Here is a 25,645-nt window from a genome sequence, read left to right as displayed (position 1 = left end):
TTTGTTGTATAAATATTTACATCCGTAATTTAATAACATATAATGGTAGAAGCGTGAATATGAAAAAAAATAATATTTACTTTGGGAGGAATTATGTCAGGGAAAAATTATATAGATTGTAGTATGAGTGAATTTTCTAATGATTTAGGTGCAAAGAAAACTATGCCTGGTGGAGGAAGTGCAGCAGCTTATGTAGCAACGCTTGCTAATTCTTTGGCTTCAATGGTTGCTAATTTTACTGTCGGGAAGAAAAAGTATGCACAGTTTGACGATGATATAAAAGAGATACTTGAAAAAGCAGAAAACTTAAACGATAAAGTTATAGACTTAGTAGACGAGGATATTAGACAATTTCTTCCTTTAGCAGATGCGTATAAAATGCCGTCTACTACAGAAAATGAAAAAAAAGAGAAAGAATTAGAACTACAAAGATGTCTTAAAAATGCGGCAAAAGTTCCTATGGATCTATTAAAGATATGCAATGAAATATTATATCTTCATGAAGAATTATTAGAAAAAGGATCAAAAATGCTGATTAGCGATGTAGGTGTAGGCGTTCAATTTTTAAGAGCATCAGCACTAAGTGCAAAGCTTAATATTTTAATCAACTTAAATAGTATAAATGATGAAGACTTTAAGAATAAATATAAAGTTGAAATGGATTCATTGGTAGAATCTGTAGTTAACAAATGTGATTTTATTTATGAAGAAGTATTAAAACAACTTTAAGAAAAAGTATTAATAATTGTAGAATATAGACAAATATAATATAAAATTGATTGGAGCATATAATGAGCGAAAATAAATTAATGAAAGGCAAGGCAGTTGCAGATCACATTACAGAGGATATAATTAAGCAAGTTGAAGAGTTAAACAAAGATGGAATATTTCCAAAGTTGGCTATGGTCAGAGTTGGTAATGATGAAAGTGATTTATCCTATCAAAGAGGAGCTACAAATAGATTCAAAAAATGTGGAATAGAAACTACAGTAGTGGAATTACCCTCTGATATTACACAAGACGAATATATACAGGCAATTGAAAGATTAAACAAAGATGAATCGATACATGGAATACTGTGTTTTAGACCGCTTCCAAAACATATAGATGAAGATGTTGTGAAATACCATATAGATGAGAGAAAAGATGTAGATTGCTTTTCTCCTATGAATTTAGTCAAGGTGGTTTCAAATGATAAGAAGGGTTTTGCACCTTGTACTCCAATGGGTGTAATAGAAATATTAGACTATTATGAAATAGATTTAGTTGGTAAAAATGTAGTGGTTCTTGGAAGATCTCTTGTAGTAGGAAAGCCGCTTTCAATGTTATTGCTAAATAGAAACGCTACGGTAACTATATGCCATTCAAAAACAAGTAACTTAAAAGAGGTGGCAAAAAAAGCTGATATACTAATATCTTGCATGGGTGTCGGTAATATGATAAATAGAGATTATATTGGTGATAATGCAATAGTAGTTGACGTTGGAATAAATTTTGATGAATATGGAAATATGTGTGGAGACGTGGATACGGAAAATGTACTTGATAAAGTGTCTATGATTACCCCTGTACCAGGAGGAGTAGGATCTGTAACTACATCAGTACTTGCAAGACATGTATTGAAAGCTTGTAATCAGATAAATGAATTAAAGTAAATTTTTAAATAACATTCTTATATTTATGTAGAATTGACTACTAAGTATAAGAATATTATTTTATATAAATATAATTTTAAAATATTGAAAAATATAAAAAATGTGAAATATTAAATTGAAGTATTAAAGTGAGGGGGGATTAGATATCGCAGAGCTAAATGAAAATCAGAAAAAAGCAGTACAACATCTAAATGGACCTTGCTTAGTGTTAGCAGGGCCTGGATCTGGAAAAACTAAGGTGATTGCTCATAGAATAGTAAATATGATAAAAAATCAAGGCGTACCTCCTACTAGAATACTTGCTATTAGCTTTACAAAAGCATCGTCAGTTGAAATGAAAAAAAGAACGCTAGAACTTGGGAAAGATGAAAAAATAAAAAAAGTAAACTTCGGTACTTTTCACTCATCCTTTTTTAGAATTCTTAGGAGATATGATGGAGTAGGTCTGGGAGATTTAATAAGCGAAACTGATCGATACAACTTAATAAAGGGAATTCTTAAACATCTAAAAATAACTAACTACAATGATGAAGATGTGTCAGATGTATTGAGTGAAATATCACTTGTAAAAAATGAATTGATGGATTATAGGGAATTTAATTCTGAAACGTTCGATAATGAAGAATTTCAAAATATATTTAAATTATATGAGAGTGAGAAAAAGAAATATTCTAAAATAGATTTTGATGATATGTTAATTAGGACATATAATTTTCTAAGAGCAAATGAAAATGTATTAAATATAGTCCGTCAAGTGTACAGATATATATTAATAGATGAGTTTCAAGATATCAATAGAGTGCAATTTGAAGTGATTAAATTAATTTCTGAACCTAAAAACAATGTATTTGCTGTAGGGGATGAAGATCAAAGTATATACGGATTTAGAGGTGCTAGACCTGATTATATGATGGAATATGAAAAATATTTTGGTAAGTCAGAGTTGATTACGCTGGATACAAATTATAGATCCAGAAAAAATATTGTAGATATATCGCAAGATTTAATAAAAAATAATAAAAAAAGATATCAGAAAGAAATAAAATCTTTTATAAGCACAGATGGAAAAATTAAATATATAACACCAAAAGATTCTGATGATGAAGCGATAATAATAGCTAAAGAAATTAAAAACATAGTAGAAAAAGATGAAAATACTAGAAAAGAAAATAAAACAAATTCTGTAGTTGATGAAAATTTCAAAGAAGGTGCTCAGTACAGTGATTTTGCTGTAATATATAGGACAAATAGACAAGCAAGAGCATTTGTGGATGCTTTTATGGATAATAGAATACCATTTATACTTAAAGATTCTGCAAAAAGTATTTATGATCATTGGGTGAGTCTAGATATAATTGCATATCTAAGGGCGGCTATGGATATTGCTACGAATTCAGAATGGGTGAGAATTATAAACAAGCCATTTAGATACATATCTAAGAATGCTGTAAAAAAAGCAAGTGATAGCAGCGACTTTATAGAATCTTTGCTTTCTAATCCTGATATTAAAGACTTTCAGAAAAAGGATTTAAATGATCTTTACGAAGACTTAAATTATATAAGAGGATTATCACCTCAATATGCAATTTCATATATTAGGAGTACATTAGACTATGATAGATATATACTAGAATATTGTCATGAAAGAAAGATAAAGTCCAATCAAATTGTAGAAATATTAGACGAGCTAGAAACTTCTTCAAAGTCATATAAAACAATATTGGATTTTTTTAAACATATTGATCTAGTAAGAGAAGAGATTAAAAAGCGCAGTATGACTAACTCTAAGGATATAAATAAAAAATCAATAGATTCTATAATGGATAGTGGTGTAGTATTGACGACTATGCACAGTGCAAAAGGCTTGGAGTTTAATAATGTGTATGTTGCAGGAGTAAATGAAGGAGTAATACCTTATAAAAGTCAAGATAATTCAGAAGAAAAAGAAGAGGTATTAGAGAGGGATTGTGAAGAGGAAAGAAGGCTACTTTATGTGGCAATCACTCGTGCAAAGAATAATTTATCAATTAGCTCTCCAATAAGAAGGTTTGGAAAAAAGATAGATAGATCAACTTTTTTAGATGAGATTGAAAGGAATGACTATAAAGAGATTAAAAATAAAAAAACAAAATAATAAATGTATTGACATTTTTTGAGTATAATCGTATAATTAATGAAACAAATAAATAAAGTAAAGCCTTTGATGAAGAGAGTAGATTAGATGAATATTCAGCGAGTTGGGATTTGGTGTGAGCCCAGTATTGAAGTTTAGTGCGAAGAGAACTTTTGAGGTTACTATAGGAAATTTGAGTATGATAGTAGGTTTTTCCGCCTTAAGGATTTGAGTGGACAGTATCTAACTGTCAATAAGAGTGGTAACGCGGTATATTCGTCTCTTGGTTTTTTAAACCAAGGGATTTTTTTATATTAAGTATTTTTATTGGCTGATTGGAGTGTCAACGAGAGTGGTAACGCGGTATATTCGTCTCTTGGTTTTGGCCAAGGGACTTTTTTTTATTAAAATTATTTTAAAAAGGAGTGTATAAAATGAAAAATGTATTTAAAAAATTTGCAGCAATTGCAATTGTAGCAGTTGTAGCAACAACTGGTCTAGTTGGTTGTGGAAAAGAAGAATCTTCTCTTGATAAAATCAAGGAAAGTGGAAAGTTAATAGTTGGGACATCACCAGATTATCCGCCATTTGAATTTGTGATATCTGAAAATGGAAAGAGTAAAATTGTAGGTGCTGATATAGACTTAGCTCAAAAATTAGCAGATAAACTAGGCGTAAAACTTGAAATTAAAGCGATGGATTTTGATGCATTAATACCTGCACTTCAGTCTGGAAATGTTGATGCTGTAATTACAGGAATGACACCGGATGAAGAACGTAAAAAATCTGTAGATTTTTCAGATATATATTTCAAGGGTGAAAATGCAGTACTTGTAAAATCAGAAGACGCTGATAAAATAAAATCTGAAGATGATTTGAAAAAATCTAAGATAGGTGTTCAAAAGGGATCTACTCAAGAAGTATATGTAAGAGATGGTTTGAAATTAACAGACTTTAAGGGGCTTACTTCTGTTCCAGATTTGATTATGGATATGAAAAATGGAAATCTTGATGCAATTGTATTAAATAGTAAGGTTGCAAATATCAACCAAGGAAAATATGATGGGATAAAAGTGCTAGAAAACTTAAAACTTACTAGCGGTGGTGAAGAAGAAGCAATGGCAGTAGCACTTAAAAAGGGAGATAACGAAGCTCTATTAAAGGTTTTAAATGAAGAAATAAAATCACTACAGGATAGTGGAGAATATGATAAGATTTTGGCTAATGCAGTTGACTTAGTTTCAAAAGAAGAAAAATAATTAAAGAATTAAAAGAAAGAAGGAGAAATAAATGGATCTTATTGGTAAATTTTATGAAGCATATCTGTCAGGAACACTCACAACAGTGGGGATATCATTATTTGGATTAGTATTTGGTTTTGTATTAGGGCTATTAGTTTGTATATCTAAAATGTCTAAGATAAAGGTATTAAATGCTATAGCAAGTGTGTATATAGAAGTTATAAGAGGAACACCTTTACTTGTTCAAGTATCAATTTTTGCTTTTGGATTGCCTCAAGTCGGAATTAAATTTCCAGAGCTGTTTGGTATGGAATCTACATTTACAGCAGCAGTAGTAGCTTTGATTTTAAACTCTGGAGCATACATTGCAGAAATATTGCGTTCAGGGATTCAAGCAGTAGATAAGGGTCAAATGGAAGCGAGTAGATCTCTAGGATTTAGTTATATAGAATCTATGAGGTATGTAATTGTACCACAAGCTATTAAGAATATACTTCCAGCACTTGGAAATGAGTTTGTTACACTAGTAAAAGAATCTGCAGTAGTATCTTTCGTAGGTGTTACAGAGCTTATGTTTGTGGCAAATACGGTTAAAAACTCTACATACAGAGGGTTAGCTCCGTACTTAATAGCGGCTGTTATATACTTTATACTTACATTTACTTTATCTAGATTAGTGAAGAAAATGGAAAAAAAATTGACTGTTACAAGGTAGGAGGATTTGATAAATGAGTACAGGTGAAGTATTATTAGAGTTAAAAGATTTAAAAAAATCATTTGGAGATAATGAAGTTTTAAAAGGCATAAATCTTGAAATAGATAAAAAAGAAATAGTAGTAATAATTGGTCCATCAGGTTCTGGAAAAAGTACGGTTTTAAGATGTATGAATCTTTTAGAGGAACCTACTTCAGGAGAAGTAATATTTGAAGGGAATAACATTTTATCCAATAAAGATAAAATAGACCAGACAAGACAAAAAATAGGAATGGTATTTCAAAATTTCAATCTTTTCCCAAATAAAACAGTATTAGAAAATATAACTATGGCACCAATAAAGGTAAAGGGCTTAAAAGAAGAAGATGCAATAAAAAAAGCGGAAGAACTTTTAAATAGAGTTGGATTATCAGAGAAAAGAGACTCGTATCCAGTGCAATTATCGGGTGGCCAGCAGCAACGTATTGCAATAGCAAGAGCTCTTGCAATGGAACCAGATATGATGCTATTTGATGAGCCCACATCTGCCCTTGATCCAGAAATGGTAAAAGAAGTTCTAGATGTAATAAAAGAATTGGCATTTGAAGGTATGACAATGGCCATAGTTACACATGAGATGGGATTTGCAAAAGAGGTTGCAGATAGAGTAATCTTTGTAGATGAAGGTGTAATTGTGGAAGAAGGCTCTCCAAAAGAAGTATTTAATAATCCAAAGAGTGAAAGAGCGAAGAACTTTTTTGATAAAATATTAGTTTAGTGGTGACTTAATACTTTTTAAGTTCATCTAAGTTATAATATGACAGTAAAATATCTAATAAATTCCATTTATAAAAAGACCTATGTTAAATCATAGGTCTTTTTATTTTTAAAATATTTAATACTATACATATTAAATATAAATATAAATATCAAATTGAGTAAGTTTTTTTAAATAAATATAGTTATTTTCTATATGATAGTCACTTAATATAGAAAGTTTATAATTTTATATTTATTTTTTAAAAGAAAATGATGAATTTATCATGAAAAACACCTCCATATCTAGTAATTTTGACTTTAAACAAGAAATATTTGAAAAATAAGTTTAAATTATTAAAAAAAATATTGCAGAATAAGTAATGATTATAAGAATACTGAAATTGCAAAACATAAAGAAAAAGTATGTATAGATTATAACTATATACAATATCATGAATATAGTAAATTTATAATATAATTTATGTGTGATTAGTAAATAAAAATATTTTTTATATTTAAAAATAAAATTTAAAATCAATATATAGTATCTGCATGTATTTTAGCAAAACGTTTTCTCGATATATTGACAAGGTAAAAGAAAGAGCGTATTATGGTTTGTGGATTGAAAAAGTTTAAAAAAATAAGATTTAGATAATTTTAATAAATAAAAACGCTGGTATAAAAAGAAATTGCATTATAAAAAAATAAAGAGTGATTTCTGGATGTGAAAGATAAAGAAACTATATATTGATAAAAAATACTGGTTTTACATATTTGTGAAATAGTATTTTATTATAAATAATAATTAAAGGTAATTTTGGAGGAATAAGAAGAATAATGAGAAAATATTATGAAGACGCAAAAGCGTTTGGTGAGAAACATTTAAAGCCATTTACTAAAGACATCGATGTACAGGGAAGATTCCCAGTAGAAGCATATAATGCTTTAAGAGAAAACGGATATATGGGATTAGTAGTTCCAGAAGAATTTGGTGGACAGGGTAAAGATATTGTAGAACATGCAGAAGTTTGTATAGGTCTTTCAGAAAGCTGTGCTTCTTCAGCATTATGCTATATGATGCACAACGTTGGAGTTAGAACTATTTCTATGTATGCTTCTGAAGAATTAAAGAAGGATTTACTTCCTAAAATTGCTGCTGGAGAAATTACACTAGGACTAGCTTATAGTGAAACTGGAACTGGAACACATTTCTATATACCAGAAATGACAGAAGAAAATAAAGGCGATTATTCAATATTAAGTGGAACTAAGAGTATGGTAACAGCTGCAGGACAGGCTGATTATTACCTAACTTTAGCTAAGAATGTTGAAGAGGATACAGCAAATGTTTGGGTAGTTCCTGCAAACTCTGAAGGACTTTCTTTTAAAGAAGATGTATGGGACGGAGTTGGTATGAGAGGAAATGAATCTAAGCCAATGGTTCTTGACAACATAAAAATAGATAACTACTACAAAATGGTAGGTAATGGAGATGGAGACAGAGAAATATTCGTAGTTGGACTTTCTTCTGTTTGTGCTGGATTAGCAATGCATATGGTAGATGCAAGTGCTGAATATGTTAAGAGCAGAACATATTCTCATGCATCAAATTTAGCTAACATTGAAACTGTACAGACGCATTTAGCTGATATGTACACTAGAGCATATGCTGCAAGAGAAACAATTTATGCTGCCGCTCAATCTGGTATAGATAAAGATTCTGATTCATTCAACCACATAATTGCAGCTAGAGTTAACTCAACAAAAGCAGTATTAGAAAATGCTACAGAAGGAATGAGATTATTCGGTGGTAAGGGATATGTTAGACATAATCTTCCAATGGAAAGACTAATGAGAGATGCATATGCTGGTCAGATAATGGCACCAGGAATTGACGTTTTAAGAATTTGGTTAGGAAGATTACTAGTTGATCTACCATATATAGATATATTTAGATAATATCTAAGATAAAATAAATGAATTTTATAGAAATTATAAAATAACTAAAAAATATTATAAAAAAACATAACTAGAAGGAGAATAGAAAATGAAGAAGATAAACGTAGGAGCAGTTATGTACTCTCCACAAGTAAAAGTAGTATGGGATATAATTGCAGATTATTTCAGAGAAGGTGGAATAGAAATAAATAACATATTCTTTAGTAACTATAAAGATCAAGTAGATTATTTAGTTGAAGGAAAGATAGATATAGCTTGGAACTCACCACTTGCACAGGTAATGGCTGAAATAAAATCAAACGGAGAATGTGGATACAGCTATATGAGAGATACAGATAGAGATAGAAGAACTGTGTTTATAGTTAGAAAAGACAGCAACTTTAAGAGTATAGCTGACCTTAAGGGTAAAAATATTGGATTTGGTGCATTTGACTCTCCACAGTCACGTTTAATTCCAATTGAATATTTAAGAAAAAATGGTCTTGAATTTGGAAAAGACTACATTGAAACTCAGTTCAATATTGGTGTAGGTCTACATGGAGATCATGAAGGTGGAGAAAAGGATGCTTTAATAGCACTTGTAAATGGGGAAGTAGATGCATCTTTAACAATGGATAAGAACTGGGATTCTTGGGTTGCTAGCGGAATTATAGACCCTAATGTAGTTGAAAAATTAGACTTAACAGATCCATATGATCACTGTATATTCACAGTTAGAAAGGGATTTGACCCAGAATTACTAAAAGAATGGGAAGAATTACTATCAAAGATGGATTACAATAACCCAGAACACAAAGAAATGATGGACTTAGAAGGTCTAAAGAAATGGGTAGATGGACGTCTAGAAGGATTTGAACAAGTAAGAAGAGCTATAAAATACGTAGGTTTTGAAGAATAATTGATAGTAATATTTTTTGGTTACAGTAATCTATGATAATAGATTACTGTAATCTTATGTATATTGAAAGTTGAGAGGATAACTATGAGTAAATTAAAAACAAAAAATTTTACTACATCATTAATCGGTAGTTGGCCAAGAAGTAAAAAGGTTTTGAGAGCCTTTAGAGATTTTAGATCAGGAAATATAGATAAATCAGAGCTAGATTCTTTGGTATTTGAAGAAACTAAAAAAGTAGTAGATACACAGGTTGAAGAAGGAATAGATATAATCACATGTGGTGAGATAGGTAGAGATAACTATGTATCTTTTGTATCAGAAAAGTTAAATGGAGTAATTTCTTTGACTATGGGAGACATGCTTGAATACATAGAGGATAAAGCTGCTTTTGAAGAAATATTATCAATTCTAGATGTGCCTTCTATGAGTATTAGGAATGCTATATGTGCTGGAAAAGTAACTTATAAAGATGGAATTGCCCTAGATGAAGCTAGAATGTTGAAAAAATTAACAGATAAACCAGTAAAGATAACCCTACCAGGACCTTATCTACTGACTAGATCTATGTGGCTTCCAAATTTATCAGGAAAATACTATGATAGCAAAGAAGATCTAAGCAAGGATGTTATTGAAGTATTAAAAAAAGAAATAGATAACTTGGTAGAATTAGGAGTTGAAATGGTTCAGTTTGATGAGCCTGTACTTACAGAAGTTGTCTTTTCTGCTGGTAAAACAAGAACATTTATGTGTGCAGCTCTTTCAGATAAGAAAGATCCTACAGAAGAATTAGAATTTGCAAAAAATCTTTTAGAACAAGTATTTGAATATGCAAATGAAAAAAATATATTTGCAGGGCTTCATATATGTCGTGGAAACTGGAGTAAGGACGAGAGTATATTATTATCAGGATCTTATAATCCTCTACTTGGTATATTTGAAAATATTAATGCAGACGCATTATTACTTGAGTTTTCTACACCTAGAGCAGGTTCTGTAGGTGTGGTATTATCTGATGAAGCTGTAAATGACAAAATACTGGGATTAGGTGTACTCAACCCAAGAACAGAGAGTGTTGAAGGAGAAGATTTTGTAATTGAAAAGGCAAAAGAAGCATTAAATTACACTACTCCAAATAAATTATGGTTGAATCCAGATTGTGGTTTTGCAACGTTTGCAAATAGACCAGTAAGTGCAGATGAAATCATAAGAAAAAAATTGAAAGTATTGAATTCTTCTGCAGCTAGTCTGAGAAAAGAGTATGGAGAATATTAATGATTGAAGAAAGCAGACTATACAAATATGATTATAGAATGGTTACAAAAGGGAAGGAAGGAATAAAAATATTTTCTAACTACCTTTCTTTAAATGTAACAAGTGAACTTAGTTTCGACATAAAAAATGAAGAACTTACTAGTTTGGATCATTTTAATATAGCTTTAGGAACATCAATTATTTTTTCTATCTTAAGTTATGATAAAAAGAATGGTAACTATATATATGATATAGAAGGAAAATTTGATTTTATATTATCCAATCCATTATCATATCTTGGAGTAGTAGGTTGTGATGAAGAGGTAAGAATAAATGAAATTGAGGCAACTTTGTATATAGATGACCTTGATGAAATAGAAAATATAGAAGAATATTGTACGAATGGATTAAAGCAGTCAGTTCTATACAATAGTACCAAAAATTCAATTAAATTTAATTTAAAATTCAAATCGTTAGGATAGGTGTCAAATGAAGAAGGAAAAAATGGCGTTAGCGCCCTTTATAATATTTATAATAGGTTTTTTAGGGATAGGTTTATTATTATCTGTAACAGGAAATGATAATCCATTTGGAGCAATTAATCCAGTTGTAATAACAATTGCAGCAATTATTATATCAATAATATTTACAACATTTAAATCAAAAATACCATATAGTGAGCAAGTAAGCCAATACCTAGAAGGTATGGGTAGAAAAAATGTGCTTATAATGTGCGTAATGTTTTTGCTTGCAGGAGCATTTAATGAAGTTTGTAAAAATATAGGTGCTGTAAATTCAATGGTAAATTTAGGTATTTCAGTAATTCCAGTACAATTTTTAGTAGTTGGATGCTTTGTAATAGCAAGTTTTATGTCAGTGGCGATAGGTACATCAATGGGAACAATAATATCTGTTGCTCCAATTGCATCAGGTCTAGCTGTAACATCTGGAATAAATGAATCAATGATAGTAGCAGCTGTAATTGGTGGAGCTATGCTAGGTGATAACTTGTCAGTAATATCAGGTACAAATATTGCAGCAACGGAGTCAATAGGAGTATCAGCTAAGGATAAGTTTAGAGCTAACTTAGTATTCTCTATAATTGCATTTGTAATAACTACAGTAGTATATATAATGATCAGTGGTTCACTTGATATATCAGCAGATGCTATATCTGGAGACAAGTCTTTTAACTTGGTACATATGATACCTTACTTAGTTGTAATTATAGGATCAAGTATTGGATTAGACGTTTTTATTGTATTGTTGATAGGAATACTATGTGGTTCAGCTATTGGATTAATTGAAGGGTCAATTACAATAATGAGTTTAAGTGAACATATATACAATGGTTTTGCAAACATGACAGAAGTATTCTTGCTTACAATGTTTATGGGTGGTATAGCATACTTTGTTGAAGCAAATGGTGGTATAGATTACCTAAAAGAAAAAATAAGCAAGGTAACAAAAAGTGCAACATCTACTTTATTTGCAATATTAGGTATGGGATTAGTGACTGATGCTGCAACAGCTAATAATACAGTATCAGTATTAGCTATTAGTAACTTAGGTAAGTCTTTAGGTGAAAGATTTAATATAAGTAAGGCGTTAATAGCTACTTTATTGAGTGTGTCTACATGTGTAATGCAAGGTGTAATTCCATATGGTGCACAAATATTATTGGCTAAAAAGCTTACTCAAAGTGATGTTTCAACTATGAGTTTAACAGTGAATAACTATTACTGTTGGATATTATTGGCTGTTTCAATCGTTTTAGTTATATTAAAAGGTATGACTGCTAAGAAAGAAAAGGCAGCTGTAAAAAGCAATTAATAGTAAACTATTCTATAAATATAAATAGGTAGTGAATCTATAAATATAAATATCATTAAAGAGCTTTATGAAATTTTATTTCGTAGAGCTCTTTTTATTTGACTAAAAATAAAATAAATCTAAATAAAAAGCCTATGAGAAATCATAGACTTTTTTAAAAAATTATAAATATATAATTACATATTATTCACAACAGCTATCACTGCTTGAACTTGTATTTTGCGTATTTTGTTGTGTCTTATTTGCAGAACATCCACTAAGAGTTACTACTAAAATAAGAGAACAAAGTAATGCTAGTTTTTTCTTCATTTTGAATCTCCTTTAAATTATATTTTAAAAAATGAAATGTACTTTAAAAGTATATCAGAAAAACAAGAAAAATCATACTAAATAAGCATATTATGTATAGTTATTTACTATAGAAACATAAGTATGTATAGAAAAAAATAATAGAATTTGGATAGAAAATTTAAGCAAAAAAATGTGATATAATTTTAAGTAGATGGATAGAGGAGGTTGGTATGTGTAATATTGGTATAGATATAGGTTCGAGCTGTGCAAAAGTATGTATTATGAAAGATGGAATAATACAAAATACAATGATGATAGCTACAGGATATAATTCAAGAAAAACAGCAGATAAAATAAAAGAGATGCTAGAAGGACAATCCATAAACATTGAGAATTCTAAAATAGTTGCTACTGGGTATGGAAGGGTGTCTGTTCCTTATGCTGATGAAGTTTTGACGGAAATTAGTTGCCACGGAAAAGGAGCGTATCATCTTTTTAATGAAAATGCAACGGTAATAGATATCGGAGGTCAAGATACAAAGATTATATCTCTAAAAAGAGGAAGGGTCATGAAATTTATAATGAATGATAAGTGTTCAGCGGGTACTGGAAAATTCATAGAAGTGATGTCGGATAGATTAGGTCTTACTTTAGAAGAGCTTGAGGATTTGGCGAGAAATGGAAAAGAAACTGTAATTAGTTCAATGTGCACTGTTTTTGCCGAGTCAGAGGTAATAAGCCTAATAGGTCAAGGAACACCAAGAGAGGATATAGCGTATGGAGTTATAGATTCCGTAGTCAGCAAGGTATCTCAGCTTGCAGGACAGATTCCTGCAGAGAATTATATACTTACAGGTGGATTTTGTGAAAACGATTATTTTATCAAAAAACTTTCGGAGAGACTTGAAGCTCCAGTGAAAAGTAAACCAGAGGCTAGATATGCAGGTGCAATCGGTGCGGCAATATATTCTGCAGAAATAGAATAATAAGGTGCACACATTAATTTTATAGAAATATATAAAAAAGGAGATTATAAAATGAGTTTAACATTACCAGAGAAATTTGATGAATATATAGATACGAGAAAGCAAGGTTTTATACGAGCTATGGAATTTAAAGAAAACGGTGGTAAAATTGCAGGGTGTCTTTGTACGTACACACCTCAGGAAATACTAGATGCTGGTGGGATAGCCAACGTTGGTCTTTGTGGAACGAGCAATGAAACAATCGGTGATGCAGAAAAAATATTACCTAAAAATCTCTGTCCATTAATTAAATCTACATATGGATTTGCTGTCACAGATAAATGTCCTTACACATATTTTTCAGATATAATTATAGGAGAAACTACTTGTGATGGTAAGAAAAAAATGTACGAACTACTTGGAGAAATAAAAGATGTACACGTAATGCATCTTCCTCAAGGCAAGGACAGACCATATATATATGAAAACTGGAAGGAAGAATGTAATATATTAAAAGAAAAATTAGAGAAAAAATTTGATATTACAATAACAGAAGAAAATCTCAGAACTGCCGCTAAGAAAAGAAACAAGCTTAGAAAATTGACAGTAGAACTATATAAATTGCAAAAGAATGTTCCTCCAGTAATGAAGGGTACGGATATAATGTTGACTATGCAAAAGGGTACATTCGCTTTAGATGTAGATACTCAAATAAAAAATATAGAAGAATTAATGAATTCTGCTAAAGAAGCTTATTTTGAAAGAGGCGAGAGACCTGTATCGAAAAAAGAAAAGAGAATATTGATTACAGGCTGTCCTACTGGAGGTGTAATTCAAAAAGTAGGAATGGTAGTTGAAAGTTGTGGTGGGGTAATAGTTTGTAAGGATGACTGTGCTGGAGAAAGAACTAATACGCAGCTAATTGATGAAAATGCAGATGATATAATGAAAGCTATTTCTGATAGATACTTAGAAATAAATTGCTCTGTATTTACTCCAAACGATGCTAGAATAAAAAACACTTTGCAGATGGTTGAAGAATATAAAGTAGATGGAGTAATAGAACTTGTGCTTCAAGCTTGTCACACATTTAATGTAGAAGCGTATAATATGTCAAGAGCTGTAGAAGATAAGGGCGTGCCATATATGAAACTTGAAACTGACTACTCTACATCAGATAGCGGACAAATTGAGACAAGAATAGCAGCATTTATAGAAATGTTATAAAATACGCCAAGGAGGTAGTCATGAGTCTAGTAAAATTTGTAGATAGAAGAAATAGTAATTCTGACAAATGGAATAATTTTAGGGGTAAATACGAATCAAAAGGATTATTAGGTCTATGGGTTGCTGATATGGATTTTAGATGTCCAGAAGAAGTAATAAGTGCATTAAAAAATTATGTTGAATTTGGAGTAATGGGATATTCTTCTCCAAGTGAAGGCTACAATAGAGAATTTATTAAGTGGCAAAAAAAAGTGCATGGCATTGATGTAGATGAGTCGTGGATTAGATTTTCACCGGGTGTAGTTCCGGCTATAAATTGGGCTATAAAATCTTTTACGAAAAAAGGTGATGGAGTGATAATTAACTCTCCAGTATACTATCCATTTTTTGATGCGATAATAAATAATAACAGGACGTTAGTAGAATCAAGCTTGGTGGAAGACAATATGGTGTATTCTATTGATTTTAACGATTTTGAGGAAAAAATAGTAAGCAACAATGTAAAGCTATATATACTATGTAATCCACACAATCCAGTAAGTCGTGTTTGGAGAAAAGAAGAAATTCAAAAAATAGTAGAAATTTGTGAAAAACATAATGTAATAATTTTCTCAGATGAAATACACCAAGACTTAACTTTTAATGGTCTAAAAAATATTTCTTTGATTAACTATATAAATAAATATAAAAAAATAGTAGTAGCTACATCGGCAAGCAAGAGTTTTAATTTAGCAGCGACTGCAAATTCATTTCTAATGATTCCTGATGAAGACATGAGAAAAATATTTGATAAATTCACTTTGGAAATCAGGATGCAATCAGGAAATCCTATGGGATATATTGCGGTAGAAGCAGCTTATAAATTTGGAGGTGAATGGCTAGAAGAAGTTAAAGAGATAATATACAATAACTATTTATTCGTAAAAGATAAGTTAAAAGATTACAAAGGAATTAGAGTATCAGAGTTAGAAGGTACTTATCTAATGTGGATTGATATGAGAGAAGCTACAGGGAATAGAGATATTCATGAGATATTAGAAAAAAAATGTAAAATATCTGTAGACTATGGAGAATGGTTTGGCGGTGAAAAATACGAAGGCTATATAAGACTTAATTTAGCAACATCTCCTAAAATCTTAGAAGAAGCAGTGGAAAGCATTTTATCAAATTTTTAATATATAAAACAAAATGATAAAATGAAATAACTTATGAAGTAATAATATTTTAAAAAAGATACTGTATAATAGAGCAACTTAATGTATATTATGTTTGCTCTATTTTTGTTTTTAGAATATTAATTTTATTACTATAAATATATATAACATTTATATATTATAGTAATGAAATATATTCTTGACTTAATTTTGACTATCGTGGTAATATAAATTTAATATCGAATTAAAATTTAAAATTTAAAAAAGAAATCATTATAAAATTAAAATATTGCTGATTTTACCTAGTTTTTATTAATTTAATTATGCTAGGATACTTAAAAACAGGATGTGATACTTCTTTTTTAATTGAAGGAGATTTTATGAAAAAAAGAACTTTATATATTATAGTATCAATTATATCCTCTATTGTATTTTCTTTATTTTTGTACTTTTCATATGAAAAAAATGCATTAACTACCTATATTTTTGGAACTGGAAGTAATGTAAAAGTTGAACAATTGACTTTTAAGAAGGATGTAGATAACTCTAAAATAATAAATATTATCAAAAAATCTGCAGAAAAAAATAATATTAATATTGAAGCATTTAATTTTAGTACTTATAATGGAAAAACAATTAAATTAGATTTATACCCGTACTTAACCAGTAATGAATTTGAGTATAAATACAATAAAAATATCGAAATAAATAAAAATATAAATGAAATGAAGTCGAAGGAATACATATCTAATGTTTATTCGAATAAAGAGAGTGCTCTAAAAAGAGTTGGAAAAATAAAGAACATTAATAAAAGTATAGATATAAATATTTTTGCTTTTGATTATCTTAAAGAAAAAAATTTAAGTACGCAATATATAGTTAAATACACTAAAGATGAAGATATAAAAAAATTCTTAAAAGATCTGAATTTTATAGTAACGGATAGGACCGAATACGATTTAAATGATTACAAAGATAGAGTGTTTATGAGTTCCGATAGAACATCATTTTTATTATTTTTTTGCATAGTATTATTATCTCTATTTTTTATAACTCTAAAGTCTTTTTTTAATTCCAATAAGAAAAAGTATAATATTTATACAGTATTTGGATTTTCATTTATGGATAAGATATTGAGTTTTTTTAAAGAAGATCTTATTTTTATCTTTTTAGCAGATATATTTACACTTGCGTGCACATTTGTATTATTGATATTAAATATGGGTGTTTTTATAGAAAATTTAGGTATTATATCTCAAAAAGCAATCTTATTTGTATGCATAAAATATTTAATAAATATATTCATACTGATAAGTGCATTTATTAAAATAGATAGAAAAAAATATTTAAAAAACATAACATTAAATGATTTTTTAATACCTATTTACACGACTATCGTACTTATAACAGTTAGTGTTATGTTTAATAACGTCAATTATTCAATGGAATATCAAAAATTAGCTAAAATTTTTGATAAGTATAAAAGCAGTGTTGAAATAACTATTCCAGATTTAAATGAAGCAAGTACAGTAAATGCTTACGAAAATGAAGGATCTTTCTTTCTAAAGCTAGGAAAGATGTGGAGTATTGCTAATAAAGCTGGCGGCATATTCTTTTATCCATCTGATGTTATGACTGGGTCAAATATGAACCTAGAGATATTTAAACAAAAATACCCCTATGTAAAGAGCCTCCCTAAAGATTCATTCCCCAACAATATACATGTATATGGGAATAAAAATGGCAAGCTTCCCGATTTTTATGGGAAAAAGGCATATGTTAATAATAATTATTTAAAAGAAAATCCAATATTTTCTACAGATGGTAAAAAAATTGTTGATTTAAAAGAAAGCCTTAAATCAATAAACGTTTTAGTTCCCGAGGAATACAAAAAATTTGGACCACTCTTACTCAAATCTATCGAAGAAGATTGTTATTGGTATTCGTATTCAGATGAAATAAACCTTGATGATAGTGATACTGATACGCAAACTCATAATATTATCGTTAGACATAGAGGTGAATTAAATATAAATATAATTTATATAAAAAATAACCAGAAAATTTTTTCTTTTTCAGAAATGTTCCCTAATAATCCAGAAACTTTAGACTATATAGGACCTTACTCTACAAATCAAATACTATACATATTAGATGAAAATACATATAATAATGACTATAGCTTAACTAACCTATATGGACAGGGAATTAATAATAGATATATGCATTACGTATTTAACGATATGGACAATCCTGATGTAGAATTTTTAGAGTGGCTATCTAAAGTTGGCATTTCAAATAGAAATATTTATTATGAATTAGGCAATTCGATTAATAATATAAATCTTAGAAATATACAAGAATTCAAAAAAATATTATTTTTATTTTCAATAATATTTATAATAGGCATTATTTTTGTAGAATTAATCGAACTAAAAAATTATGTTTTAATGAATATAAAATCAATAAGCATAAAGAAATTTTTGGGGTTTGGATTATTCAATATTTACAAAGTGTTTATTATTAAATATCTAATACGGTATATTGCAGTTGCACTGGCTTTATATATGATTCTTAAAAACGAGGAAGTTGTCTCAATTGAAGTATATAAATATACCACTCAATGGCTTCCAATATTTAATGAAATGATTTTTATAAAAATATTTGCTGTATATATTATTTTGAATAGCTTAATTATATGGATGCTTGCAAAATTTACAAAAAGTATAAATGTAAATGATATGGGTGTAAATAAAAGATTATAGGAGAGTATTATATGATTAAAGTGGAAAACTTAGTAAAAAAATATGGTGACAGGAATATATTTGAAAATTTAAATATGTCTATAAAAGAAGGTGAAATGGTATCCATTTCGGGGAAAAGTGGTTCTGGAAAAACAACTTTACTTAATATACTTGGTTTACTTGATGACTTTAATAAAGGGAACGTATATCTTAATAATAAAATAATTCCTAAAATAAATAGTAAGGAGGCAATGTATATAAGACGAAATTTAATAGGATATCTATTCCAAAATTATGCTCTGATGGACGATGATAGTATCTATAAGAATTTAGATCTTGTTTTTAAATATAAAAAAATAAAAAAAACGGATAAGTTAGAAAAAATGAAAGAAGCTCTGAAAAGTGTTGATATAATGCCAGATTTTAAAATTCCCGTAAAAGAACTTTCTGGAGGAGAACAGCAAAGAGTAGCCATTGCAAGACTGCTATTAAAAGAATATGACATTCTTCTTGCAGATGAGCCTACAGGTTCATTAGATAGTGAAAATAGAGATAAGGTTTTAAAATTGCTGAAAGAAGAAAATAAAAAAGGCAAAACAGTGGTAATTGTTACACACGACGATGTTGTAAAAAAATACTGTGATCGAATAATAAGTTTATAGAAATACTAGAAAAATGAGTATATAAAAAAAGTCAATGAATTAAAAAGTCCTTCTATGAGAATTTTATCGCAGAAGGACTTTTTAAATAGAAAAAACGCGAATTATTAACCCAAAGTAAAAAATATTATAAAAAATTTACTTTATATTTAAAACCAAAATTAAATTAAACTATGTAACAAAACCACAAATATTATGTTATAATAATATCAACCATAGATAAATAAAGAAAAAACAATAAAAATACATTTCAAAATACAATATTTAAATAATGTTAAAATTAAAACAAAAGAAATGGAGGATTGAAAATCATAACTTAAAGCTGAGGAGCTTGCAGGTATTATCAAACGTTGAAATCAAGGATACATTATTTATTTGGTAAATATAATGATATAAAAATATAGTGTAGTGGTAGAAAAAAATATAGCGAATAGACTTTAAATCAATAATTTAAAAAGGAGGCAAATAAGAAAAAATGAAAAAACTTAATAAAATTATTTCGGTATTACTGGCAGTTGTAATGTTTTTGTCTATAAGTAGTACGGGTGTTGGCACACATGCTGAGGAAAAGGTTAACATAAAGAGCAATGCAATAGATTATGTTGCAAATGATTTGAATAATTCGGGTTTTTCAAGAACGAAAGATGACGCTAAAAAAGTAGCAAAAGATTTTCTTAGTAAAACAAAAGTATCGTTTAGAAGTTTAAACGAAGATGAAAACCTAGAGTTGGTATATCCCTACAACGAAAATAAATTGTATAGAAGTGGGGATTCCACTAAAGATTCAAATCTATATATATTCAATAGAGAAAATGGTGGATTTATTATAGTATCAGGGGATAAGAGAGGGACTGATATACTTGGTTACTCTGATGATAATAAATTTTCAATGGAAAATGCTCCAGAAAACTTAAAAAATTGGATTTCAGAATATGAAAAGCAGATAGAATATATTAGAAATAATTCCAAAAAATTTGAAAATGTTGTCGAAGAAAAGTTAGCTCTTAGAAGCGGATTAAATGGGTTAAACATAAAAGTTGAAGAGGTATCACCATTTTTAAACGATATTAAATGGAATCAATTAGATCCATACAATCTTATGACACCTGAATATACACAAGGCAAGAAATCTGCGACAGGATGTGTTGCCACTGCAATGGCTCAAGTAATGAAATATTATGAATATCCAAAAAAAGGAGAAGCAGATTCTAGTTATGTTTGGACAAATCCTTATACTGGAGATCAACAAACATTATCTTCGGATATTTCCAATCACACGTATGATTGGAAAAATATGCCAAAAGATTATATAGGAGTAACAGATGAACAACAGAGAAATAATGTTGCACAACTAATGTATGATGCCGGTGTTGCTACTAAAATGGAATATGGTGAAAGTAGTGGTACTGCCTCATTATTTGCAGGACAAGCTTTTGTAAACAATTTTGGATATGATTCAGGATTAAAAAATTTATATCGTTCTACTTATGAAGAAAGTGAATGGGAAGATATAATTAAAGAAGAATTAACTGCAAAAAGACCTGTATTTTATGGTGGTTCAGGAGATGGTGGGGGACACCAATTCATACTTGACGGATTCAACGAAAAGAATTTATACCATGTAAACTGGGGTTGGGGTGGAATGGCCAATGGATATTATGCCCTAGATGCAATGAATCCTACAGCTCTTGGAACAGGAGCAGCAGGTGGTTCATATAATTTAAATCAAGAAATTTTAGTTGGAATTAAACCAGCAGATGAAAATAAAAGTGCTAATAAAATAAGATCGACTTTTAGTGGAAAATTATTAAATTATCCTGAGCAAAAAGAAGTCGGAAATTTAAATAAATCATCATATGAAACTACTAAAGATGAGATAATATTAAGTATGTGGGATATTTATGTAGAGGGAATGGAAGGTTTTGAGGGAGAATATTGTTTAGGAACTAAAGTTAATGGGCAATTAAGAACATCACAATTGTCTTATGGCTCAGAAGCAGGACATTTTAGCTCTTCTCAATCTTTTATTTGGCATAATTTAAGCGATTTTCCTGATGGAGAATATGAATTCAGAATGTACAAAAAAGGAACAGGAGAAACGGATTACACTGAAATTCCAAGTAAAACTGACAAGTCAGATGTAATAAAAGTAAAAGTACAAGGAAATTCTGTTACATATTATTTAAGCGATGAAAATTTTATAAAACTTTCACTAAATAACTTAGAAAGAGATTCTAGTTGGGAACTGTATTCCGGTGCCACAGGTAAATTTAATGCTACTATTAAAAATAACAGCGATAAAGAATATAACTCACTAGTGTACTTAGAACTTCAAAACAAAGAAAATGGAGCGAAATACACTGTAGGAAAAAATCAAGTTGTTATTTCACCACAAGAGGCTAAAACTATTAATATAGTAGATGATTTGAAGGTTGGTGATGCGAATATTCCAGCAGGAAACTACACTGCTAAAATTTTATATAACAAAGGTAATACCCAAGAAGACATATCTACAGGTGTATATGAGTACTTGGATAATGGAATTGATGTCGAAATTAAGAACAAAGTAGATGGAAAATTAGAAATCTTGAATGTAGGATTTAAAGAAGGTGCTGAAGATAAAATAGTAAGCGATCCAGATGATTTGAATATTGCAGTTAAAGCTACTGCTTCAGAAGGTTTAGTAGAAGGTTCTTTTACTGCAATCGTTGCAGATTATGGAACAGTTAACCAAATAATGCAATTTTCGACTGATAAATTTAGAATAGAATCAGAACAAGAAAAAGAAATATTAATTAAAAATTACGATGTATCAAAATTAATAGATGGAAATAGATATTGGATATTTTTGGTATACAATGGTGATCAGTTAGGAAGTGTTGCTCCTCTAGCATTTACATATAAAAAATCAGTAACGCCAGAAGTAAATAAAACAGCTTTAGATACAAAGATAAAAGAAGCAGAAGAAAAGTTAAAAGAAAAAGAGAAGTACACAGCTGAAACAGTAACTGCCTTGGAAACAGAACTAGCAAAGGCAAAAGTAGTAAAGGATAAAGCCAATGCAACACAAGCAGAAGTAGATAAAGCAGTAGTTGATTTAAATACAGCAATAACAAGCTTAGAAGAAAAACCAGTAGTAGATAAAACAGCTTTAGATACGAAGATAAAAGAAGCAGAAGAAAAGTTAAAAGAAAAAGAGAAGTACACAGCTGAAACAGTAACTGCCTTGGAGACAGAACTAGCAAAGGCAAAAGCAGTAAAGGATAAAGCCAATGCAACACAAGCAGAAGTAGATAAAGCAGTAGGTGATTTAAGTACAGCAATAACAAATTTAAAACAAAAACCAGTAGTAGATAAAACAGCTTTAGATACAAAGATAAAAGAGGCAGAAGAAAAGTTAAAAGAAAAAGAGAAGTACACATCTGAAACAGTAACTGCCTTGGAAACAGAATTAGCAAAGGCAAAAGCAGTAAAGGATAAAGCCGATGCAACACAAGCTGAAGTAGATAAAGCAGTAGGTGATTTAAATACAGCAATAACAAATTTAAAACAAAAAACAGTAGTAAATAAAACAGCTTTAGATACGAAGATAAAAGAGGCAGAAGAAAAGTTAAAAGAAAAAGAAAAGTACACATCTGAAACAGTAACTGCCTTGGAAACAAAACTAGCAAAGGCAAAAGCAGTAAAGGATAAAGCCAATGCAACACAAGCTGAAGTAGATAAAGCAGTAGGTGATTTAAATACAGCAATAACAAGCTTAAAAGAAAAACCAGTAGTAAATAAAAACGCTTTAGATACAAAGATAAAAGAGGCAGAAGAAAAGTTAAAAGAAAAAGAGAAGTACACAACTGAAACAGTAACTGCCTTGGAAACAGAACTAGCAAAGGCAAAATCAGTAAAGGATAAAGCCGATGCAACACAAGCTGAAGTAGATAAAGCAGTAGGTGATTTAAATACAGCAATAACAAGCTTAAAAAAAGAAAATACAGTAACACCGTCACCAATATCACCGATACAACCAGATTCGAAAAAGAAAATAGGTTTAATAGGTGGAAAATCTGCATTGACAGAAAACGTAGAAAACCAATTAAAAGACTTTACGCAGTATAGAGTAGCAGGTGAAGACAGATACAAAACATCTATAGAAGTATCAAAAAAATATGACAACTCAAATACAGTCTTATTAGCAAGTGGCGAAAAATACACAGATGAGCTAACTGCAACAGTGCTAGCAAATAAAATGAATGCACCTATAATATTAGTATCAAAAGACAAGTTGGATACTCAGATTAAGTCTGAAATAAAAAGACTTGGAGCGAACAAAGTAATATTAGTAGGTGGAAAAAATTCAATAAATGAAAAAATTGAAAAAGAGTTAGCCGATTATAAAGTTGAACGAATAGGTGGAGTAGACAGGTATGATACGGCAATACTATTAGGAGAAAGAGTAAGAGCATTGACAGGAAATAATACGGAAGCGATACTAGTAGATGGAACAAACTTCCCAGACGCAATAGCAATGACAAGTATGGGGGTAGAAAGAAATATACCAATAATGCTAACAAATCCATTAAAGTTACAAGAATTCACAGCAAATAAAATAAAAGACTGGGGATTGACAAAAGTTACTATCGGTGGAGGATCTGTATCAGAAACAGTTGAAAATGAAGTGAAAAAATTAGCAACTGTAACGAGAGTAGCAGGTAAAGACAGATATGAAACATCTGTAAAAATAGCAGATAATGTATATGGAGACTCAAAACATATAGTAGTAGCAAGTGGAGAAGTGTTCCCAGATGCAATAGTAGGAGCATCGTATGCAGCAAAAAACAGATATCCGATAGTATTATCACAGGCAAATAGAGTACCAGAAGTAGTAATGAACTACATACTTGGAAACAAATAAAAATAAAAAGTAAAGAAAAAGTGGTTTAAGTTTTTTAACTTAAACCACTTTTTTGTATCCTTCTTCTCTCAAAATTTCATTAATTACATCTATAAATTCCTGGTATAGTTTATCTTTTTTTGTAAGAGTAATAGATCCTTCGCCGTGTATATTTATTTTTATGCTATTTTTTTTAGAAGCTGAAATCACATCATCTAAAGATATGTTACATGCTGTTCCATCATCATATATTCTTGTATTCAATCCGCTTTCATCATCAGGACCGGTAATTGGCATAGATGATATCTTTTCACTGATTTCTCTGAGTTTAGGAGTAGTGTTTGGGCTAAAATTTTTAGCTATAACTTTATTGTTTTCAACTATTTTCATTCTTTTTAGCAAAAAGCCCTTATCTTCTAGATAGGCTATATTTGCAAGTCTTACATTTTCGGATACTTTATCGGAGTATGACTCTAAGTTAGATTTCCTATCCAAAGTGGTGTTGAATTTTTCACTTGTTTCAAATCTATTCATACCGCTGATTCTGTCTGCATCTAAAAATTTTGACATTCTATCAGATACAGATGCTGTTCCACCAATGATTATTTTTTTATAATCTTTGGTTTCCTTTTTTAAATTGCCAAGAGTTTCTCTTTTTTGCACAGTATCTATAGGTTCTGGGATGGTTAGAAGAACAGGTATAGAATTTGCTGCTGCTACTACTGCATCTGACGGTTTTTTGCCAGATGTAAGGTAGACAGAATCAATTTTCTCAATATTATTTCTGTATTTGAATACCTTTAAAGCAGTTTCATATTTATTTTTACCAGATAATCGCTCTGTATTGTATCCTTTTAATAAATTTGAACTAACTGAATTTTCTCCGCCAATGATTATTACTTTATCTGTTTTTTTATTTATCTTAGAAGTATTTATTTTTCCTTTGTTGTTTGTGATAAGGTCTGTATTAAAAAAGTTTGATAGAGGTGCTGCTACTATTAAATCACTATCGGACGAAGCAGAAGCTACTACGAATGTTTTACTTGAAGTTTCGCTATTATCATCTGAATAGGATTTTGTATAAAATAGCAAAGACATTATTAGCGCTATTGATGCAACTAGAGTAAAAATTATTTTTTTCATTTTATCCTCCTTAAAATATAACTACACCACTATTTTATCATATAAATAGTGCAAAAGACACACTATATAAATAAGGAGTTACAGATTTCCAAAATATATTATTTTTTTATGATGTAAAGATTGAATACTTTTTCTGTGGATAATATATACTATATAAATTATTTATATGGTATA

19 protein-coding genes and 1 other annotated feature are annotated in these 25,645 nt (G+C 29.6%); of the genes, 17 read left to right on the top strand and 2 right to left on the bottom strand.

Going from position 1 to position 25,645, the window contains the following annotated elements:
• The first annotated feature begins 93 nt into the window (after nucleotides 1–93).
• The 11 genes from C0982_RS01220 to C0982_RS01170 all read left to right on the top strand — a co-directional run bounded on the left by C0982_RS01220 (nucleotide 94) and on the right by C0982_RS01170 (nucleotide 12,403).
• Nucleotides 94–729, top strand: a complete 636-nt coding sequence (locus tag C0982_RS01220) for a cyclodeaminase/cyclohydrolase family protein (RefSeq protein ID WP_101772428.1) — start codon at nucleotides 94–96, stop codon at nucleotides 727–729.
• A gap of 62 nt (nucleotides 730–791) precedes the next feature.
• On the top strand, nucleotides 792–1,655 hold the full coding sequence (locus tag C0982_RS01215; protein ID WP_101772427.1) for a bifunctional 5,10-methylenetetrahydrofolate dehydrogenase/5,10-methenyltetrahydrofolate cyclohydrolase: 864 nt from the start codon (nucleotides 792–794) through the stop codon (nucleotides 1,653–1,655).
• Between the two features lie 145 nt (nucleotides 1,656–1,800).
• A complete protein-coding gene (locus tag C0982_RS01210; protein WP_101772426.1) occupies nucleotides 1,801–3,789 on the top strand; it encodes an ATP-dependent helicase in 1,989 nt (662 codons plus the stop codon).
• Nucleotides 3,790–3,846: 57 nt separating this feature from the next.
• Nucleotides 3,847–4,055, top strand: a binding site (T-box leader).
• 147 nt (nucleotides 4,056–4,202) lie between these two features.
• Nucleotides 4,203–5,027: a transporter substrate-binding domain-containing protein gene (locus C0982_RS01205; protein ID WP_101772425.1), complete on the top strand. Its 825-nt coding sequence runs from the start codon at nucleotides 4,203–4,205 to the stop codon at nucleotides 5,025–5,027.
• Between the two features lie 31 nt (nucleotides 5,028–5,058).
• Entirely contained in the window at nucleotides 5,059–5,724 is a 666-nt protein-coding gene (locus tag C0982_RS01200; RefSeq protein WP_101772424.1) for an amino acid ABC transporter permease, read from the top strand.
• 13 nt (nucleotides 5,725–5,737) lie between these two features.
• Nucleotides 5,738–6,481 carry an amino acid ABC transporter ATP-binding protein gene (locus C0982_RS01195; RefSeq protein ID WP_101772423.1) on the top strand — a complete coding sequence of 248 codons (744 nt, stop codon included), beginning with the start codon at nucleotides 5,738–5,740 and terminating at the stop codon, nucleotides 6,479–6,481.
• A gap of 818 nt (nucleotides 6,482–7,299) precedes the next feature.
• The gene (locus C0982_RS01190; RefSeq protein WP_101772422.1) at nucleotides 7,300–8,421 is read left to right on the top strand and encodes an acyl-CoA dehydrogenase family protein; all 1,122 of its coding nucleotides are present in this window, start codon (nucleotides 7,300–7,302) and stop codon (nucleotides 8,419–8,421) included.
• Nucleotides 8,422–8,509: 88 nt separating this feature from the next.
• Nucleotides 8,510–9,319: a phosphate/phosphite/phosphonate ABC transporter substrate-binding protein gene (locus C0982_RS01185; RefSeq protein WP_101772421.1), complete on the top strand. Its 810-nt coding sequence runs from the start codon at nucleotides 8,510–8,512 to the stop codon at nucleotides 9,317–9,319.
• A gap of 84 nt (nucleotides 9,320–9,403) precedes the next feature.
• Complete coding sequence (locus C0982_RS01180; RefSeq protein WP_101772420.1) at nucleotides 9,404–10,591, top strand: cobalamin-independent methionine synthase II family protein; 1,188 nt, start codon at nucleotides 9,404–9,406, stop codon at nucleotides 10,589–10,591.
• Nucleotides 10,591–11,052, top strand: coding sequence for a hypothetical protein (locus tag C0982_RS01175; protein ID WP_101772419.1), 462 nt, complete (start codon nucleotides 10,591–10,593; stop codon nucleotides 11,050–11,052). Before C0982_RS01180 ends, C0982_RS01175 begins: the two co-directional genes overlap by 1 nt.
• A gap of 7 nt (nucleotides 11,053–11,059) precedes the next feature.
• Nucleotides 11,060–12,403: a Na+/H+ antiporter NhaC family protein gene (locus C0982_RS01170; RefSeq protein WP_101772418.1), complete on the top strand. Its 1,344-nt coding sequence runs from the start codon at nucleotides 11,060–11,062 to the stop codon at nucleotides 12,401–12,403.
• A gap of 183 nt (nucleotides 12,404–12,586) precedes the next feature.
• Here C0982_RS01170 and C0982_RS10750 read toward each other — a convergent pair whose 3' ends face one another.
• Nucleotides 12,587–12,712: a hypothetical protein gene (locus tag C0982_RS10750; protein WP_278336023.1), complete on the bottom strand. Its 126-nt coding sequence runs from the start codon at nucleotides 12,710–12,712 to the stop codon at nucleotides 12,587–12,589.
• Nucleotides 12,713–12,924: 212 nt separating this feature from the next.
• Between C0982_RS10750 and C0982_RS01165 the strand changes: the two genes are divergently transcribed.
• The 6 genes from C0982_RS01165 (at nucleotide 12,925) to C0982_RS10405 (ending at nucleotide 24,349) form a co-directional block, all read left to right on the top strand.
• Nucleotides 12,925–13,680 (top strand): acyl-CoA dehydratase activase, encoded by a 756-nt coding sequence (locus C0982_RS01165; RefSeq protein ID WP_101772417.1) that lies wholly within the window; start codon nucleotides 12,925–12,927, stop codon nucleotides 13,678–13,680.
• 51 nt (nucleotides 13,681–13,731) lie between these two features.
• Nucleotides 13,732–14,886, top strand: coding sequence for a double-cubane-cluster-containing anaerobic reductase (locus tag C0982_RS01160; RefSeq protein WP_101772416.1), 1,155 nt, complete (start codon nucleotides 13,732–13,734; stop codon nucleotides 14,884–14,886).
• Between the two features lie 20 nt (nucleotides 14,887–14,906).
• Nucleotides 14,907–16,061, top strand: a complete 1,155-nt coding sequence (locus tag C0982_RS01155) for a MalY/PatB family protein (RefSeq protein ID WP_101772415.1) — start codon at nucleotides 14,907–14,909, stop codon at nucleotides 16,059–16,061.
• Between the two features lie 359 nt (nucleotides 16,062–16,420).
• Nucleotides 16,421–18,805, top strand: coding sequence for a hypothetical protein (locus C0982_RS01150; RefSeq protein ID WP_101772414.1), 2,385 nt, complete (start codon nucleotides 16,421–16,423; stop codon nucleotides 18,803–18,805).
• An 11-nt stretch (nucleotides 18,806–18,816) separates the two neighbouring features.
• Nucleotides 18,817–19,446: a putative bacteriocin export ABC transporter gene (locus C0982_RS01145; protein ID WP_101772413.1), complete on the top strand. Its 630-nt coding sequence runs from the start codon at nucleotides 18,817–18,819 to the stop codon at nucleotides 19,444–19,446.
• A 472-nt stretch (nucleotides 19,447–19,918) separates the two neighbouring features.
• Nucleotides 19,919–24,349, top strand: a complete 4,431-nt coding sequence (locus C0982_RS10405) for a C10 family peptidase (protein ID WP_145994491.1) — start codon at nucleotides 19,919–19,921, stop codon at nucleotides 24,347–24,349.
• Nucleotides 24,350–24,388: 39 nt separating this feature from the next.
• On the opposite strand, the gene C0982_RS01115 is transcribed toward C0982_RS10405, so the two are convergent.
• Complete coding sequence (locus C0982_RS01115) at nucleotides 24,389–25,471, bottom strand: cell wall-binding repeat-containing protein (RefSeq protein WP_101772412.1); 1,083 nt, start codon at nucleotides 25,469–25,471, stop codon at nucleotides 24,389–24,391.
• Nucleotides 25,472–25,645: the final 174 nt, after the last annotated feature.

Source organism: Peptostreptococcus faecalis, assembly GCF_900240845.1.
Taxonomy (GTDB): Bacteria; Bacillota; Clostridia; order Peptostreptococcales; family Peptostreptococcaceae; genus Peptostreptococcus; species Peptostreptococcus faecalis.
This window is presented reverse-complemented; position numbering and strand designations above follow the sequence as displayed.